The organism is Lentzea guizhouensis (assembly GCF_001701025.1).
In the GTDB taxonomy this organism is placed as follows: domain Bacteria; phylum Actinomycetota; class Actinomycetes; order Mycobacteriales; family Pseudonocardiaceae; genus Lentzea; species Lentzea guizhouensis.
In genome coordinates, this window is the sequence record NZ_CP016793.1 from 487922 (window position 1) to 504266 (window position 16345).

A 16345-nucleotide genomic window follows, 5' to 3' on the forward strand; every position below is an offset into this window, starting at 1 on the left:
CAGGTGGGCAAACTCCAGCTGCCGGAGCGACTGCGGTGGGACCACAACGCGTGGTACCGCCGCTGGTTGCTCCGGCAGTTGCCGTCCGAGGCCGGGACAGTTCTGGACGTGGGCTGCGGGCTCGGTGAGCTCGCGCGGTCGATCAGGGCCGGGAGCGTCACGGCGATCGACGCCAGCGAGCGCATGATCGAGCGCGCCGCCACGACGAGCAGCTCCGTGCGGTGGGTCCACGGCGACGTCTTCACGCGCGAGCTCGGCCGGTTCGACGTCGTCACGTCCGAGGCGAGCTTGCACCACTTGCCCTTGCGAGAGGGTCTGACAAGGCTGAAAGAGCTCACCAAGCCCGGCGGTCGGCTGGTCGTCGTCGGGCTCTACCGGCTCGCCACTCCGGCCGACGTGGCGATGGAGCTCGTCACGTTGCCGGCGAACGCGCTCGTCGGGCTGGTGAAGTGGCTGACCGGTCAGCGCACGGGGTCGCACGACCCGGAGATGCCGGTCGTGTGGACCGCTCCGGCGTTGGCCGAGATCCGCGCGGCGGCGAGTGAGATCACGCCGGGAGCACGGGTGCGCAGGCGGTTGTTCTGGCGGTACACGCTGGTCTGGGACGCGCCCGAAGTTCATTAGCAAGCCGAAGGAACTGGGTCTAAGCTCCGATGTATGAAGTTCCGTCGTCTTGGCCGCAGCGGCCTGAGCGTCAGTGAGATCACGTACGGCAACTGGCTCACGCACGGTTCCCAGATCGAGGAGGACCAGGCGCACGCGTGCGTGAAGGCCGCCCTCGACGCTGGTGTGACCACCTTCGACACCGCCGACGTCTACGCGAACACCGCCGCGGAGTCCGTGCTCGGCCGGGCGTTGAAGGGCCAGCGGCGTGAGTCGTTGGAGGTTCTGACGAAGGTGTACTGGCCCACGGGTCCCGGCGGTCCCAACGACCGCGGGCTGGGCCGCAAGCACATCATGGAGTCGGCCAACGCGTCGCTGCAGCGCCTGCAGACCGACTACGTCGACCTCTACCAGGCCCACCGCTACGACCACACCGTGCCGCTGGAAGAGACGATGCTGGCGTTCGCCGACCTCGTCCGCCAGGGCAAGGTCCTCTACGTCGGTGTCTCCGAGTGGACCGCCGAGCAGATCACCCGCGGCGCCGAGCTGGCCCGCGAGCTGAAGGTGCCGTTCGTGTCGCACCAGCCGCAGTACTCGATGCTGTGGCGGGTCATCGAGCCGCAGGTCGTGCCGGTCTGCGAGCGCGAGGGTCTGAGCCAGATCGTCTTCTCCCCGGTTGCGCAGGGCATCCTGACCGGCAAGTACCTGCCGGGTGCCGAGGCGCCGGAGGGCTCGCGGCTGGCCGACGAGCGCGGCTCGAAGATGATCGCCCGCTGGATGCGCGACGACGTGCTGACCGCCGTGCAGCAGCTCAAGCCGATCGCCGACGAGGTGGGCGTCACGATGGCGCAGCTCGCGGTGGCGTGGGTGCTCAAGAACCCGAACGTCGCGTCCGCGATCATCGGCGCGTCGCGTCCCGAGCAGGTCGTCGAGAACGTCAAGGCGATCGACGTCGAGCTCGACGACGAGGTGCTCAAGAAGATCGACGGCGTGCTCGAGGGCGTCGTCACGGACGACCCGAGGCTGACCGCCGAGGGCTGATCCCGGCGCTGTCGCTACTGGACGGGGTGCAGGCTCATCGGGCCGTACACCTCGGACTCCGCGCGCAGGAGCGTGACCTGCTCGACCCCGGCGTCGAGCAGGTCACGCCACCCGGCGCTGAACCACTCCTCCGCCTCCGCCTGGTCGGCGAACACCACGTCGGGACCGGCCACGTCTCGGCCCTGTGCATCCTGGTAGCGCCAGCGGAACTCCATGGACGAAGGCTAACTCTTGACCACCAGGACACTCGTGCTCGGCGGAGCACGTTCAGGCAAGTCCGCGCACGCGGAAGGCCTGCTCACGGACGCGACCGTGACATACGTCGCAACGGCGCGCCGGTACCCCGACGACCCGGACTGGGACGCGCGGATCGCCAAGCACGTCGCCCGCCGGCCGTCCACGTGGCACACCGTCGAGGCGCCCGCGCCGCACGACCTGTCCGCGTTGCTCACCGCGACGTCCGCCGAGGACCCGCCGATCCTGGTCGACGACCTGTCGACGTGGCTGGTGGGAGCCATGGACGACGCCGGCGCGTGGGAAGGTGACAGCGTCGAGCGGGTCGAACGCGACGTCGACGAGCTCGTCGCCTCGATCGCCACCTGCCGGGCGCGGCTGGTGCTGGTGACCGCGGAGGTCGGCCTCGGCGTCGTTCCGCAGACGCGCTCTGGCAGGCTCTTCCGCGATCACCTCGGTGCGCTCAACGCACGCGTCGCCGGGGTGTGCGACGAGGTGCAGCTGCTCGTCGCCGGAATCCCCCTGAAACTGCGCTGAGGAGTGACCAGGTGAGCACCGAGTTCCCTCCGGTTGAACCGCCGGACGAGACCGTTCTGCGCGAGGCCGAGGCCAGGCACGCGGTGCTGACCAAGCCGGTCGGCTCGCTCGGGCGGCTGGAGGAGCTCGGCACGTGGGTCGCCGCGTGCCAGGGCGTCGTGCCGCCGAGGCCGTTCGTGCGGCCGCGGGTCGTGGTGTTCGCGGGTGACCACGGCATCACCTCGCAGGGCGTGTCGGCGTACCCGAGCGAGGTGACCGGGCAGATGGTCACAAACTTCCTGACCGGCGGCGCGGCGGTGAACGTGCTCGCGCAGGTCGCTGGCGCGACCGTGCGCGTGGTCGACATGGCCGTGGACGCGGACACGCCGGCCGCGGTCAGCGCGCACAAGGTGCGGCGCTCGTCGGGGTCGATCGACCGTGAGGACGCGCTCAGCCGCGAGCAGTGCGAGCTGGCGATCGCGGCCGGTCGCGCCGTCGCCGACGAGGAGGTCGACTCGGGTGCCGACGTGCTCGTCGCGGGCGACATGGGCATCGGCAACACGACGCCCGCGGCGGTGCTGATCGCGTCGCTGACCGGGTCGGAGCCGGTCGCGGTCGTCGGGCGCGGCACGGGGATCGACGACCAGGCGTGGATGCGCAAGACGGCGGCGATCCGGGACGCGCTGCGCCGGGCGCGGCTGGTGATCAGCGACCCGGTGGCGTTGCTGGCGACCGCGGGTGGCGCGGACATCGCGGCGATGGCCGGGTTCCTGGCGCAGGCGGCGGTGCGCCGCACACCGGTGGTGCTCGACGGTGTCGTCGTCGGCGCGGCCGCGGTGGTGGCCGAGGAGCTGGCGCCGGGTGCGCGCGAGTGGTGGGTGGCCGGGCACGAGTCGGCCGAGCCCGCGCACGCGATCGCGCTGGGGCATCTGAACCTGAAGCCGCTGCTGGAGTTCGGCATGCGGCTGGGTGAGGGGTCGGGTGCGGTGGCGGCACTGCCGTTGCTGGTGTCGGCGGTGAAGGTGCTCGCGGAGATGGCGACGTTCGAGAGCGCTGGTGTCACGGCCCGCGAGGAGCAGCACGTGCTGGAGCGGCAGCTCGACGGAGCCGACCCGGACGCGCCCGAGGACGAGCCGAGCAGCCCAGAATCGAGCAGCACGGCACCGAGCAGCCCAGAACAGGGCAGCCCAGAACAGGGCAGCTCAGAACAGGGCAGCTCAGAACAGGGCAGCTCAGAACAGGGCAGCTCGGCACCGAGCCGCGAAGAACCGACTGCGTGAAGCTCGCCCTCTCCTGGCTGACGGTCCTGCCGGTCCGCGTCGACGACGTCGACGGCACAGCTGCTCGGCGGGCCATCAGCTGGGCGCCGGTCGTGGGCGTGCTGCTCGGCGCGTTCGCGGTCGGTGTGCTGCAGCTGCTCGCGATATCCGATATATCGGCGTTGGTGGCCGGGTTCCTGGTCGTCGGCGTCGTAGCTCTGGCGACGCGGGGCATGCACCTCGACGGGCTCGCCGACGTCGCCGACGGGCTCGGTTGCTACGGGCCGCCGGAGCGAGCTCTGCGGGTGATGAAGGACGGCGGCGCCGGGCCGTTCGGCGTCGTCACGCTGATCGTCGTGCTCGGAGCTCAAGCCGCGGCGCTCCCCCACGCCCACTGGGGCACGGTGCTGCTGGCGTTCGCGGTGAGCAGGGCGGCGTTCGGGATCTGCTGCTTGCGCGGTGTGCCCGCGGCGCGGCCGGAGGGTCTGGGTGCGCTGGTCGCGGGCACGCAGCACGTCGGCGTCGTCGTCGGCACGTGGGTGGTGCTCGCCGTCGCCGCGGTTCCGCTCGGGTGGCGAGCTGTCGTCGCCGTCGTCGTCGCGGGTCTGCTCGTGTGGTTGCTCGTGAAGCACACGACGAAGAGGTTCGGCGGCATCACCGGTGATGTGCTCGGAGCTGCCGCCGAACTCTCGCTGCTCGTCGTGCTGGTCGTCTCCTAGTAAGGAGACCTGACCAGAAGCGGGACCTAGCCGAGGACGGTCATCCAGCCGTGGGTGTCGGCGACGTGGCCGTGCTGCAGGCCGGTCAGGCGCTCGCGCAGCTTCATCGTCACCGAGCCGGTGCCGCCGTCGCCGATGGAGAACTCACCGCCGGCGTGCTTGACGTGGCCGACCGGCGTGATGACCGCGGCCGTGCCACACGCGAAGACCTCGGTGAGCTCACCGGAGGCGTTCGCCTTCTCCCACTCGTCGGTCGAGATGCGGCGTTCCTCGACGGTCAGGCCGAGGTCGGACGCGAGCCGCAGCAGCGAGCTGCGGGTGATGCCGGGCAGCAGCGTGCCGGTGAGCTCCGGGGTGACGACCTTGTCGCCGAAGACGAAGAACAGGTTCATGCCGCCCATCTCCTCGACCCAGCGGCGTTCCACCGCGTCGAGCCAGACGACCTGGTCGCAGCCCTTCTCCGCGGCCTGCGCCTGCGCCACCAGGGACGCGGCGTAGTTGCCGGCGAACTTGGCCGCGCCGGTGCCACCGGGGGCCGCGCGGACGTACTCGGTCGAGAGCCACACGCTCACCGGGCGGACGCCGCTCGCGAAGTAGGAGCCGGCGGGGGAGGCGATCAGCACGTAGAGGTACTCGGACGAGGGTCGCACGCCGAGTCCCTTCTCCGTCGAGATCATGAAGGGCCGCAGGTAGAGCGACTCCTCCTGTGCGGAGGGCACCCAGCGGTCGTCGACGGCGAGGAGCTGCCGCACCGACTCCAGGAACAGCTCGTCGGGAAGTTCGGGCATGGCCATGCGGCGGGCCGACGCGCGGAAGCGCTCGGCGTTCGCCTCAGGGCGGAAGGACGCGATCGAACCGTCGGGCTGCCGGTAGGCCTTGAGCCCTTCGAAGATCGCCTGGCCGTAGTGCAGCACCATTGCCGCGGGGTCCAGTGCGAGGGTGGAGTACGGGCCGACCTCTGCGTCGTGCCAGCCCTGCTCGCGGTTCCAGCGGATCGTCACCATGTGGTCGGTGAAGTGCTGCCCGAAGCCCGGCTTGGCAAGTACCTCCGCTACGCGCTCCGGGGTCGCCGGCTGCGGGTGGGAGGTCCGGGTGAAAGGCAACGCGCTCGTCATGTGAGCACGGTAATACGCAGGTCGGGATACGGAAAATCGTCTTCCCAAAACTCGGACGTCCTACTAACTCACACCGGTTAGAGTCCCCGTCCATGAGCGAGCAGGAACGATCTTCCAAGGCTGCGGACGTCCGCACCGTGTTACAGGCCGCACTGCTCGTGCTGGGGACCGGCATGACCCTGCTGGACGGATACGTGATCGGTGGGATCGGCGGGGTCGTCGGCGCGGTGTTCCTCGCCGTCTTCTTCCTGGCCGGGTACTACGGCATCAGCAAGGAGAAGCCGTCTACGAACGGCCGGGTGTACGGGCTGGCTGCCTGCGTCGGCGTGACGCTGCTCGTCTTCCTCTCAGTGACGCTGTAGCGCCGATCAGACCAGTGCCGACGCCCAGGCCCGCGAGCGAGATGAGCAGCGCGGGCACCGGCGTGCTCATGGCGAGCAGCACCGAGAGCCCGAGTCCGAGACAAGCGGTGCGCATGGGCCACGTGCGGTCGTTCTGCAGCAACACTCGAGCCGAGGCGTTCGTGAACGCGTAGTAGAAGAGCGTCGCGCACGCCGCCACGCCCAGCGCCGTCGCCAACGGCATGAGGACCACCGCGAGCGCGCACGCGGCCAGCAGCACGAGTGACAGCACAGCGGGCTTGAGGCGGCTCGGCAGGTCGCCGTCCTCGACGAGTCCGGTCAGCGTGCGGTGCGCGGACGCGAGCACGAAGTGCAGCGCGGCCACACCGGCCACCGCGGCGGCGATCTGCACCAGCGGCACCAACGCCGACGCATCTGCTGCAACGAGCGCATCCCGCAGCGGCGCGGGCGACAGGGCGAGGCGCGCGCTCCCGAGCTGACGCAGGACACCGGCGCCCACGGCCAGGTGGACCGCGAACGTCAGTCCGACCAGGACCGGGATCGCGAACTTCAGCACGCCCGGCGAGTGCGGCCGCTCACCGCGGTGCGGAGCCGTGATGCGCTCGAAGCCGGCGAACGCCATGAACATCAGCGCGGCCGCGCCGACGAGCTCGTTGACGGTGCCCGCCTCCCCCGCCGACGGCACCGGCGCGATCGAGAAGCTCGACGCGACCACGAGCGCCAGCACGCCGAGGACGACCACCGAGACCGCCGCGCTGACGCCGGTGCTCCAGCGGAACCCCACCGCGCCCAGCAGCGTCGTGCCCACCAGCAGCACCAGCGCACCGGCCAGCGGCTGGTCCGGCACCACGTACGCGCCGAACATCCACGCCACCGCCGCCGCCATCGCGCACCGGCCGAGCAGGTGCGCGCTCGCTGTCATCCGTGCGGGCCACACACCGAGCTGCGCGCGCACGTATCCGTAACCGCCGCCGATGTCGGGGTAGGCGCGCGACTGGTCAGCGGTCGAGAAGGCCGAGCACAACGCGGCGAGCGCGGCGATGGCCAGCGCCGGGAGCAGCCACCAGCCCGCAAGACCTGCGGCGGGGGCGAATCCGGCGAAGATCCCCGCACCGAGCACCGCGGGCAGGCCGAGCGCGATCGTGCCGGCGATCTCGCGAGGCGTGTGGGTCACCGGTACACACTCGCAGATGCGGCATCCGGCCGTAACCACCCGGTCGGTTGATGAGTGAAACGGGCGAACCGCGACTGTGCGCAACTGTCAACGTCACGGATCGCGGCCGACCGGGGCGGGGCTCGGCATTGGTGGGACACTCCGACCTTTAGCATAGGTCACGATTCCGAGCGCACTCACCACGCACAACCCCATGGAGCAGCACGTGACAGCCCCGAAGCTGGCCCTCACCGAAGGTGACCTGAGCACCACCGCCGCGGACGCAGTCGTCGTGGGCACCCTGCAGGGTGCGGACGGTCTGGAGCTCGCGCCCGGTGCCGAAGCGGTCGACGCCGCGTTCGACGGCGCGCTGCTGGAGGTGCTCGGCACCCTGCGCGCGACGGGCAAGGCCGACGAGCTCGTCAAGGTGCCGACGTTCGGCAAGATCGCCGCCCCGCTCGTCCTGGCCGTCGGCCTGGGCAAGGCCGCGGGCGAGGAGCAGGTGCGCCGCGCGTCCGGTGTCGCCGCCCGCTCGCTGGCCGGCAAGAAGCGCGCCGTGAACACCCTCGGCGCGCTGCACGTCGCCGCCGCCGCGGAGGGCACGCTGCTCGGTGGCTACTCGTTCACCGAGTACAAGTCCGAGAAGGGCGAGGCCGCGGTCGCGAAGGTCGACCTGCAGGCCGCCGGTTCCAAGGAGAACAAGGCCGCACTGAAGGCCGCCGTCGCGATCGCCGAGTCGGTCGCCATCGCGCGCGACTTCGTGAACACGCCGCCCAACGACCTCTACCCCGCCTCGTTCGCCGCGCGCGCCGAGAAGCTCGCCACCGCCGCCGGCCTCGACGTCGAGGTCCTCGACGAGAAGGCGCTCAAGAAGCAGGGCTTCGGCGGCATCCTCGGCGTCGGCGGCGGCTCGTCGCGCCAGCCGCGCCTGGTGCGCATCTCCTACAAGGGCACCAAGGCCACGAAGAAGGTCGCGCTCGTCGGCAAGGGCATCACGTTCGACACCGGCGGCATCTCGATCAAGCCGGCCGCGGGCATGGACGAGATGACCTCGGACATGGCCGGTGCCGCCGCGATCGTCGCCACGATGGTGCTCGCCGCGAAGCTGAAGTACCCGCTGGAGATCATCGCGTCGATCCCGATGGCGGAGAACATGCCGTCCGGTGACGCCTACCGCCCCGGCGACGTGCTGACCATGTACGGCGGCAAGACCGTCGAGGTGCTCAACACCGACGCCGAGGGCCGGCTGATCCTGTCCGACGCGATCGTGCGCGCGTGCGAGGACGACCCCGACTACCTGATCGAGACCGCGACGCTGACCGGCGCGCAGGTCGTGGCGCTGGGCAAGCGCACCTCGGGCGTCATGGGCTCGGACGAGTTCCGCGACCGCGTCGCGCGGATCGGCACCGCCGTCGGCGAGTCGACGTGGGCCATGCCGTTGCCGGAGGAGCTGCGCGCGGACCTCGACTCGCGCCTGGCCGACCTCGCGAACGTCACCGGCCACCGCTGGGGCGGCATGCTCGCCGCGGGCCTGTTCCTGCGCGAGTTCGTCGCCGAGGGCGTGCAGTGGGCGCACATCGACATCGCCGGTCCGGCGTTCCACACCGGTGGCGCGTACGGCTACACCACCAAGGGCGGCACCGGCGTCCCGGTGCGGACCATCGCGGCGGTGCTCGCGGACATCGCGGCCAACGGCTGACCTCCCGGTCCCGCGACCGTCCACGATGGACGGTCGCGGGAACGGCCGTGGAAACGCGGCCCCGATGGGAGGAGTATTTCCACATGGGGACGCATCAGTACGAGGTCGAGGTCGTCTGGACGGGCAACACCGGCGGCGGGACCGCCGGGTACCAGTCGTACGAGCGGGCGCACGAGGTGCGGGCGGCGGGCAAGGAGACGATCCTCGGGTCGTCGGACCCGGCCTTCCGCGGTGACTCCTCGCGGTACAACCCGGAGGAGCTGCTCGTCGCGTCGCTGTCGCAGTGCCACATGCTGTGGTACCTGCACCTCGCGTCGGTCAACGGCGTGGTGGTCACCGGCTACCGCGACGCCGCGACCGGCACGATGGCCGAGCACCCGGACGGGTCCGGCCGGTTCACCGAGGTCGTGCTGAACCCGGTGGTGAGCGTCGCCGACCCGGAGACGCGGGTGACCGCGCAGGCGCTGCACGAGCGGGCGCACTCGCTGTGCTTCATCGCGGCGAGCGTGAACTTCCCCGTCCGGCACGAGCCGACGGTGGTGTGAAAAGGGACTTGAGTCTCAACCTGCTCCAGACCGCAGGGTGGTCGGCATGACCGAACAGCTCTACCCCATCGGGGACGTCGCGCGCCGCACCGGCCTGAGTGTGAGCGCCATCAGGTTCTACGCCGACGCGGGTGTCGTCCCGCCCACCAGCCACACCGACGGCGGCTACCGGCTCTACGACGTCGAGGCCGTCGCCCGGCTGGAGCTCGTGCGGACGCTGCGCGACCTCGGTGCGAGCCTGCAGGACGTGCGCAGGCTGCTGGCCGACGAGACCTCGTTGCACGACCTCGCCACCACGCACCTCGGCATCGTCGAACGGCAGCTGCGGCACCTCAAGGCGCGCCGGGCCGTGCTGCGGACGATCGTCGCGCAGGGCAGCAACGCGCGGAAGGTGGCGTTGATGCACGAGCTCGTGTCGATGTCCGATGAGGACCGGGAACGGCTGCTCGACGAGTTCTGGGGCGAGGTCACCGACGGGCTCACCGTGCACCCGTCGTTCGTCGAGCACCTGCACCGGCTGCGGCCCGAGCTGCCGGAGGAGCCGGGCACCGAGCAGCTGCAGGCGTGGATCGAGCTCGCCGACCTCGTGCGGGACGCGGGCTTCCGCGCCGAGGTCCGCGAGTTCCTGCACGGCAGCTTCTCCTCGCCGAAGGCGGTCACCGTGACGTCGCCGGAGGTGATGGCGCTCGTCGAGGCACACCGGCTGGTCGAGGTCGAGGCGTGCGAGGCGGAGCGGTCCGGGGTGGCACCGGACTCGCCGCGGGCGAACGAGATCGCCGGCCGGCTGCTCGCGTCACTCGCCGAGTTCACCGCGGAGGTGACCGGACAGCAGCCGGACCTGGCCGAGCTGAAGCTGTCGATGAGCGACCCCGACCCGGTCGTGGACGAGGCCGCGCGGGCGGCCGTCGCGCGGTTCGGCGAGGTGCTGGACCGGTACGTCGCCCTGGTGGAGACGATCAGCGGCAGGCCAACGCCGGACACGGCCGGCACCGGTGCGAGCGAGCGGTGGATCGCCGCCGCGGTGGCCGCGCTCTAGCCGTTGCCGAGCTTCTTCTGCCGCGCCGTGTAGTCGCGCATGCGCTTGGGGTAGCCGACGATGCCGGCGTCGTAGATCGGCATGCCGTGCTTGCGGGCGAACGAGCGCGCGGCGTCGGTGCTCGCGACGCGGCGGCGGGTCCACTCGCCGTCGTGCGCGACCAGGACCACAGTGGTTTCGGTCACCGTGGTCTTCGGCTCGACGTAGGCCTCGACGCCCTGGCGGGTCTTCGTCCACTCCTCGAGGTGGCTCGTGTCCTGGTTGGACGCCGTGCGCAGCACACCGGGACGCGGCTTCCTGCGGAAACGATCGAACAGCCCCATCGGGCACCTCCTGCGACTCCCTCCACCATGGTGCCAGGTAGGGGTGTTATGAGTAGGTGAATGATCAGAACAGGACGTGGTCTCCCATGCCGGATCACCATGCTCCGGGAACTAGTGACAAGATGGCCGCGTACCTCGCGCGCACCCGCGCGTAGTAAGTAATCCCGAGGAGATCCGAAGTGACTTCGCCGGAACTGGAGTCGGCCACCAACGCCGATCTCGTCATCCTCGGCGGTGGTTCGGGTGGCTACGCCTGCGCGTTCCGCGCGGCTGAGCTCGGCCTGTCCGTCGTCCTGGTCGAGAAGGACAAGCTGGGCGGCACCTGCCTGCACCGCGGCTGCATCCCGACCAAGGCGCTGCTGCACGCGGCCGAGGTGGCGGACAACGCCCGCGAGGGCGACCAGTTCGGCGTGAAGAGCTCGCTCGAGGGCATCGACATCGCCGGTGTGAACTCGTACAAGGACGGCGTGGTCTCGCGGCTCTACAAGGGCCTGCAGGGTCTCGCGAAGGCGAACAAGGTCACCCTGGTCGAGGGAGCCGGCACGTTCGTCGGCCCGAACACCGTCGAGGTCGACGGCCGGCGCTACACCGGCAAGAACGTGGTGCTCGCGACCGGTTCGTACGCGCGCAGCCTGCCCGGTCTGGAGATCGGCGGCCGGGTGATCACCAGCGACCAGGCGCTCACCCTGGACTTCATCCCGGAGAAGGTCGTCGTCCTGGGCGGCGGCGTCATCGGCGTGGAGTTCGCGAGCGTGTGGCGTTCGTTCGGCGCCGAGGTGACCATCGTCGAGGCCCTGCCCCGCCTGGTCCCGGCCGAGGACGAGTACGCGTCCAAGCAGCTGGAGCGCGCGTTCCGCAAGCGCGGCATCAAGTTCAAGACCGGCGTGAAGTTCACCGGCGCCACCCAGACCGACTCCGGTGTGTCCGTCACGCTGGAGAACGGCGACGTCCTCGACGCCGACCTGCTGCTCGTCGCGGTCGGCCGCGGCCCGAACAGCGCGGGTCACGGCTACGAGGAAGCCGGGATCAAGATCGACCGCGGGTTCGTCGTCACCGACGAGCGGCTGCGCACGAGCCTGCCGAACGTCTACGCCGTCGGCGACATCGTCCCCGGTCTGCAGCTCGCGCACCGCGGGTTCCAGCAGGGCATCTTCGTGGCCGAGGAGATCGCGGGCCAGAACCCGAAGGTGATCGACGAGGCCGGCATCCCGCGGGTGACCTACTGCAAGCCCGAGGTCGCCTCCGTCGGTCTCACCGAGGCCGCGGCCAAGGAGAAGTACGGCTCGGCCGAGGTCTTCGTCTACGACCTCGCGGGCAACGGCAAGAGCCAGATCCTCAAGACCGCGGGTGGCGTGAAGCTCGTGAAGGCGCCCGACGGCCCCGTCGTCGGTGTCACCATGGTCGGTGAGCGCGTCGGTGAGCTGATCGGTGAGGCGCAGCTGATCTACAGCTGGGAGGCTTACCCCGACGACGTGGCTCCGCTGATCCACGCCCACCCGACCCAGACTGAAGCCCTCGGCGAGGCGTTCCTCGCCCTGGCCGGCAAGCCGCTGCACGTGCACGGCTGACCGTTTCCCCATACAAGTCAGCCACACGAGAGCACGAGGAGTCAGCGAACAATGGCCTTCTCCGTCCAGATGCCCGCACTCGGTGAGAGTGTCACCGAGGGCACGGTCACCCGGTGGTTGAAGCAGGAAGGCGACCGGGTGGAGGTGGACGAGCCGTTGCTCGAGGTGTCCACCGACAAGGTCGACACCGAGATCCCGTCCCCGGCGGCCGGCGTCCTGCAGAAGATCGTCGCTCAGGAGGACGACACCGTCGAGGTAGGCGGCGAGCTCGCGGTCATCGGCGACGGTGACGGCGGTTCCGCCGACTCGGCGCCCGCTCCGGCCGAGGAGTCCGCGCCGCAGCAGCAGGAGGAGCCGCAGCAGACGCAGCCCGCCGCGCAGCCGGCCGAGGAAACCCAGGAGGCTCCCGCGGCGCCCGCCCAGTCGGGTGGTTCCGCGCAGGGCACCGACGTCACGATGCCCGCGCTCGGCGAGTCCGTGACCGAGGGCACCGTCACCCGCTGGCTGAAGCAGGTCGGTGACAGCGTCGAGGTCGACGAGCCGCTGCTCGAGGTCTCGACCGACAAGGTCGACACCGAGATCCCGTCGCCGGTCGCGGGCACGCTGCTCGAGATCGTCGCGGGTGAGGACGAGACCGTCGAGGTCGGCGGCAAGCTCGCCGTCGTCGGTTCCGGCAGCCCGGCCCAGGCCTCGTCGCAGCCCGCTCCCGCGCAGGAGACCAAGTCCGAGCCGAAGCAGGAAGCCCCGGCTGCGGCGCCGAAGCAGGAGGAGGCCCCGAAGCAGCAGGCTGCCCCGGCTCCCGCCCAGCAGGCTCCGGCTCAGCAGGCTCCGGCCCAGCAGCAGTCGGCCCAGCAGCAGTCGGCTCCGGCTTCCTCGGGTGACGACGCGAACGGCACGCCGTACGTCACGCCGCTGGTGCGCAAGCTCGCGTCGGAGAACGGCATCGACCTGGGCTCGCTGAAGGGCACCGGCGTCGGTGGCCGCATCCGCAAGCAGGACGTGCTGGCCGCGGTCGAGGCCAAGAAGGCCCCGGCTCCCGCGCCCGCCGCTGCTCCGGCCGCCCCGCCGCTCGCACCGCCGCCCCGGCCACGGTCGACAACTCGGGCAAGCGCGGCACCGTGCAGAAGCTCCCGCGCCTGCGTCAGATCGTCGCGCAGCGCACGCGTGAGTCGCTGCAGATGTCGGCCCAGCTCACCCAGGTGTTCGAGGTCGACGTCACCAAGATCGCCCGCCTGCGCAACCAGGCGAAGAAGGCGTTCGAGGCGCGGGAGGGCGCGAAGCTCACGTTCCTGCCGTTCTTCGCCAAGGCCGCCATCGAGGCGCTCAAGGCCCACCCGGTGCTCAACGCGTCGATCGACGAGGAGCGCAAGGAGGTCACCTACCACGGTGCCGAGCACCTCGGTCTGGCGATCGACACGGAGCGCGGCCTGCTCAACGCCGTGATCCACAACGCCGGTGACCTGAACCTGTCGGGCATCGCCCACAAGATCAGCGACCTGGCCGCGCGGGCGCGGTCGAACAAGCTCACCCCGGACGAGCTCACCGGTGGCACGTTCTCGCTGACCAACCTGGGCAGCAACGGCGCCCTCTTCGACACCCCGATCATCCAGCAGCCGCAGGTCGGCATCCTGGGCGTCGGCGTCGTGAAGAAGCGCCCGGTCGTCATGACCGACGAGGACGGCAACGACACCATCGCGATCCGCTCGATGATGTACCTCGCCCTCACCTACGACCACCGCCTGGTCGACGGTGCGGACGCGGGCCGGTTCCTCACGACCGTGAAGAACCGCCTGGAAGAGGGCGCTTTCGAGGCCGACCTGGGTCTCTGACCGCCCCCGAGGGGGCCCCGCGGTAGCTGATATCCAATATATCGGTTCCGTCGGGCAATGGAGGTTGTAGAAAGTCGAGGGCCATCCTGTTCGCCGGGGTGGCCCTCGACACATCTGCGGAGATGTCCGTTTTTGCCGCTGTGCACGAGATGCTCGTGTGGGGAACGATCTAGGCATGCGAGTTGTCATCGCGGGATCGTCGGGCCTGATCGGGACGAGCTTGGTGGCGTCGATGCGCGCCGCCGGTCACGAGGTGCTGCGGCTGGTGCGCCGCAAGGCGGCCGCGCCCGACGAGCGCGGCTGGGACCCCTACGCCGCTCGCATCGACGCGGGCACGTTCGACGGGGTCGACGCCGTCATCAACCTGTGCGGCGCCGGCATCGGTGACAAGCGGTGGGACGACGCGCGCAAGCAGGTGCTGCGCGACAGCCGGGTCGTGCCGGCCGAGGTGTTGTCGGCGGCGGTGGTCGAGCACGGCGTGCCGGTGCTGGTGAGCTCGTCGGGTGCGCACTTCTACGGCGACACCGGTTCGCGGCTCGCGGACGAGGACGCGCCGGGCGGGCACACGTTCATGTCGCGGCTGACCCAGGAGTGGGAGGCGGCGACGTCGGTGGCGCAGGAGGGTGGCGTCCGGGTCGTGCTGATGCGCACGGCTGTCGTCATCTCCCCCACCGGTGGTGTGCTGGGGCGGTTGAAGCCGGTGTTCCAGTTCTTCCTGGGCGGCAAGCTCGGGACGGGTGAGCAGTACTTCCCGTGGGTGTCGCTCGACGACGTCGTCGCGGCATACCGGTTCGTGGTGGAGCACGAGGACATCAGCGGGCCGGTGAACGTGGCCGGGCCGACGCCGGTGACGAACGCCGAGTTCACCAAGGCCGTGGGTGCCGCGCTGGGGCGGCCGACGCCGTGGTCGGTGCCGGCGTTCGCGCTGAAGGCGTTGCTCGGCGGTGAGATGGCGGAGGAGCTGCTGCTCAGCGGGCCGGGGCTGACGCCGAAGGTGCTGGAGAGCCGCGGGTTCCACTTCCTGCACCCCGCGCTGCCGGCCGCGTTGACCACGGCGGTGGCATGACCCGCGCGCTCGGTGCGGTGCTGGTGATCTCCTGGGTGCTGGTCGGTCTGCCGGAGGTCACCCCCCTCGACGTGTGGGTGCACGAGAACCTGCCGCGTCCCGAGTGGCTGCGGACCGTCGCGTTCGTGGTGAGCCTGGTCCTCGGGCCGACGATCGGGTGGACGTTCGCGGCGGTGCTGGCCGTGCTCGCGTGGCGGCGGCGCGACGTCCGGCTCTGGAAAGCTCTCGCGCTGCACGCGATCTGTTGCGCTACCTTGCTGACGCGGTGGCTGTTCGACCGGGTCCGGCCGATCGAGTACCACCTGCCGAGCTACCCGAGCGGGCACACGGTGGCGGTGGCGTCGGTGGCGTTCACGATGGTCGTGCTGTTCCGGCGAGGTGTGCTGTGGGCGGTGCTCGCGGTGCTGGTCGCCGGGTTCGCGCGGGTCGTGCTGGAGATGCACTGGGTCGGCGACGTCGTCGGCGCGGTGCTGGGTGTGACGGGTGCCGGTCTTCTGGCTGGGCTCGCGCTGGGGTTGGTAACGTCGGTACGTGAACTCGTGCCGCACCTCGCCAGACCCCGTCGTCGTCCGTGAGCTGGGCCTCATCGACTACATGGCGGCGTGGGACCTGCAGAAGGAGATCGCGGAAGCGCGCGCCGACGGCACCGGGCCGGACACGCTCCTGCTGCTCGAACACCCGCCGGTCTACACCTGCGGCCGCCGCACGCTCGACGAGGAACGCCCGCGCGGCAGCTCCACCCCGGTCATCGACGTCGACCGCGGCGGCAAGATCACCTGGCACGGCCCCGGCCAGCTCGTCGGCTACCCGATCGTGCGGCTGACCGAGCCGCTGGACGTCGTCGACTACGTCCGCCGCGTCGAGCAGGGCCTGATCGAGGTGTGCGACCGGCTCGGCGTGCACACCGGCCGGGTCGAGGGCCGCAGCGGCGTGTGGCTGCCGGCCGACGACCGCGGCCCGGAGCGCAAGGTCGCGGCGATCGGCATCCGCGTGCAGCGCGGCGTGACCATGCACGGCTTCGAGATCAACTGCAACGCGAGCCTCGAGGCGTTCGGCGAGATCATCCCGTGCGGCATCGCGGACGCGGGCGTCGCGTCGCTCTCCTACGAGCTCGGCCGCGACGTCACCGTCGCCGAGGTCCTGCCGCTGGCCCGTGACGCTGTGTTGGCCGCCCTTGACGGAACGCTCCCCCTGACGGACCGGACTTTGGCCCGCTCTGGCCCCGTCGCGCCCGGTATCACCTTCGCTAGCATTCCGTAGCCCCGCGGGCCGCGGGA

General features: G+C 70.7%; 16 protein-coding genes and 2 pseudogenes. 14 read left to right on the plus strand and 4 right to left on the minus strand.

The window, feature by feature from the left end:
• Window positions 1-3 precede the first annotated feature (3 nt).
• Together BBK82_RS02330 and BBK82_RS02335 are read left to right on the plus strand one after the other, a co-directional pair.
• Entirely contained in the window at window positions 4-624 is a 621-nt protein-coding gene (locus BBK82_RS02330) for a class I SAM-dependent methyltransferase (RefSeq protein WP_065913496.1), read from the plus strand.
• A 33-nt stretch (window positions 625-657) separates the two neighbouring features.
• Window positions 658-1644 carry an aldo/keto reductase family protein gene (locus tag BBK82_RS02335; protein WP_065913497.1) on the plus strand — a complete coding sequence of 329 codons (987 nt, stop codon included), beginning with the start codon at window positions 658-660 and terminating at the stop codon, window positions 1642-1644.
• Between the two features lie 14 nt (window positions 1645-1658).
• Here the strand turns inward: BBK82_RS02335 and BBK82_RS02340 are convergent, their stop codons facing one another.
• Window positions 1659-1859, minus strand: coding sequence for a hypothetical protein (locus tag BBK82_RS02340; RefSeq protein WP_065913498.1), 201 nt, complete (start codon window positions 1857-1859; stop codon window positions 1659-1661).
• A gap of 16 nt (window positions 1860-1875) precedes the next feature.
• On the opposite strand from BBK82_RS02340, the gene cobU reads away from it, so the two are divergent.
• The 3 genes and pseudogenes from cobU (at window position 1876) to cobS (ending at window position 4372) form a co-directional block, all read left to right on the plus strand.
• Window positions 1876-2415 carry a bifunctional adenosylcobinamide kinase/adenosylcobinamide-phosphate guanylyltransferase gene (gene cobU, locus BBK82_RS02345; protein ID WP_065913499.1) on the plus strand — a complete coding sequence of 180 codons (540 nt, stop codon included), beginning with the start codon at window positions 1876-1878 and terminating at the stop codon, window positions 2413-2415.
• A gap of 11 nt (window positions 2416-2426) precedes the next feature.
• Window positions 2427-3458, plus strand: a pseudogene (gene cobT / locus BBK82_RS02350) (nicotinate-nucleotide--dimethylbenzimidazole phosphoribosyltransferase); the annotation flags it as partial.
• Between the two features lie 212 nt (window positions 3459-3670).
• On the plus strand, window positions 3671-4372 hold the full coding sequence (cobS, locus tag BBK82_RS02355; protein ID WP_065913500.1) for an adenosylcobinamide-GDP ribazoletransferase: 702 nt from the start codon (window positions 3671-3673) through the stop codon (window positions 4370-4372).
• 26 nt (window positions 4373-4398) lie between these two features.
• Here cobS and BBK82_RS02360 read toward each other — a convergent pair whose 3' ends face one another.
• Window positions 4399-5487, minus strand: a complete 1089-nt coding sequence (locus BBK82_RS02360) for a branched-chain amino acid aminotransferase (RefSeq protein WP_065913501.1) — start codon at window positions 5485-5487, stop codon at window positions 4399-4401.
• Between the two features lie 92 nt (window positions 5488-5579).
• On the opposite strand from BBK82_RS02360, the gene BBK82_RS49630 reads away from it, so the two are divergent.
• A complete protein-coding gene (locus BBK82_RS49630) occupies window positions 5580-5849 on the plus strand; it encodes a hypothetical protein (protein WP_065913502.1) in 270 nt (89 codons plus the stop codon).
• Here BBK82_RS49630 and BBK82_RS02370 read toward each other — a convergent pair.
• Window positions 5773-7023 (minus strand): APC family permease, encoded by a 1251-nt coding sequence (locus tag BBK82_RS02370; protein ID WP_083267744.1) that lies wholly within the window; start codon window positions 7021-7023, stop codon window positions 5773-5775. The genes BBK82_RS49630 and BBK82_RS02370 overlap by 77 nt on opposite strands.
• A 205-nt stretch (window positions 7024-7228) precedes the next feature.
• On the opposite strand from BBK82_RS02370, the gene BBK82_RS02375 reads away from it, so the two are divergent.
• From BBK82_RS02375 to BBK82_RS02385, 3 genes are all read left to right on the plus strand, one after another.
• The gene (locus BBK82_RS02375; protein WP_065920775.1) at window positions 7229-8701 is read left to right on the plus strand and encodes a leucyl aminopeptidase; all 1473 of its coding nucleotides are present in this window, start codon (window positions 7229-7231) and stop codon (window positions 8699-8701) included.
• An 83-nt stretch (window positions 8702-8784) separates the two neighbouring features.
• A complete protein-coding gene (locus BBK82_RS02380) occupies window positions 8785-9246 on the plus strand; it encodes an OsmC family protein (RefSeq protein ID WP_065913503.1) in 462 nt (153 codons plus the stop codon).
• A gap of 46 nt (window positions 9247-9292) precedes the next feature.
• Window positions 9293-10282: a helix-turn-helix domain-containing protein gene (locus BBK82_RS02385; protein ID WP_065920776.1), complete on the plus strand. Its 990-nt coding sequence runs from the start codon at window positions 9293-9295 to the stop codon at window positions 10280-10282.
• On the opposite strand, the gene BBK82_RS02390 is transcribed toward BBK82_RS02385, so the two are convergent.
• Window positions 10279-10605, minus strand: a complete 327-nt coding sequence (locus BBK82_RS02390) for an oxidoreductase (protein ID WP_065913504.1) — start codon at window positions 10603-10605, stop codon at window positions 10279-10281. The two genes, BBK82_RS02385 and BBK82_RS02390, sit on opposite strands and share 4 nt — an antisense overlap.
• A gap of 179 nt (window positions 10606-10784) precedes the next feature.
• Between BBK82_RS02390 and lpdA the strand changes: the two genes are divergently transcribed.
• From lpdA to lipB, 5 genes and pseudogenes are all read left to right on the plus strand, one after another.
• Window positions 10785-12173: a dihydrolipoyl dehydrogenase gene (lpdA, locus tag BBK82_RS02395; RefSeq protein ID WP_237048010.1), complete on the plus strand. Its 1389-nt coding sequence runs from the start codon at window positions 10785-10787 to the stop codon at window positions 12171-12173.
• 51 nt (window positions 12174-12224) lie between these two features.
• Window positions 12225-14002 (plus strand): annotated as a pseudogene (sucB, locus tag BBK82_RS02400) (2-oxoglutarate dehydrogenase, E2 component, dihydrolipoamide succinyltransferase).
• 175 nt (window positions 14003-14177) lie between these two features.
• Entirely contained in the window at window positions 14178-15068 is an 891-nt protein-coding gene (locus BBK82_RS02405; RefSeq protein WP_065913505.1) for a TIGR01777 family oxidoreductase, read from the plus strand.
• A complete protein-coding gene (locus BBK82_RS02410; RefSeq protein ID WP_065913506.1) occupies window positions 15065-15643 on the plus strand; it encodes a phosphatase PAP2 family protein in 579 nt (192 codons plus the stop codon). The genes BBK82_RS02405 and BBK82_RS02410 overlap by 4 nt, the downstream gene beginning before the upstream one ends.
• Window positions 15600-16328 (plus strand): lipoyl(octanoyl) transferase LipB, encoded by a 729-nt coding sequence (lipB, locus tag BBK82_RS02415; protein ID WP_065913507.1) that lies wholly within the window; start codon window positions 15600-15602, stop codon window positions 16326-16328. The genes BBK82_RS02410 and lipB overlap by 44 nt, the downstream gene beginning before the upstream one ends.
• Window positions 16329-16345 lie beyond the last annotated feature (17 nt).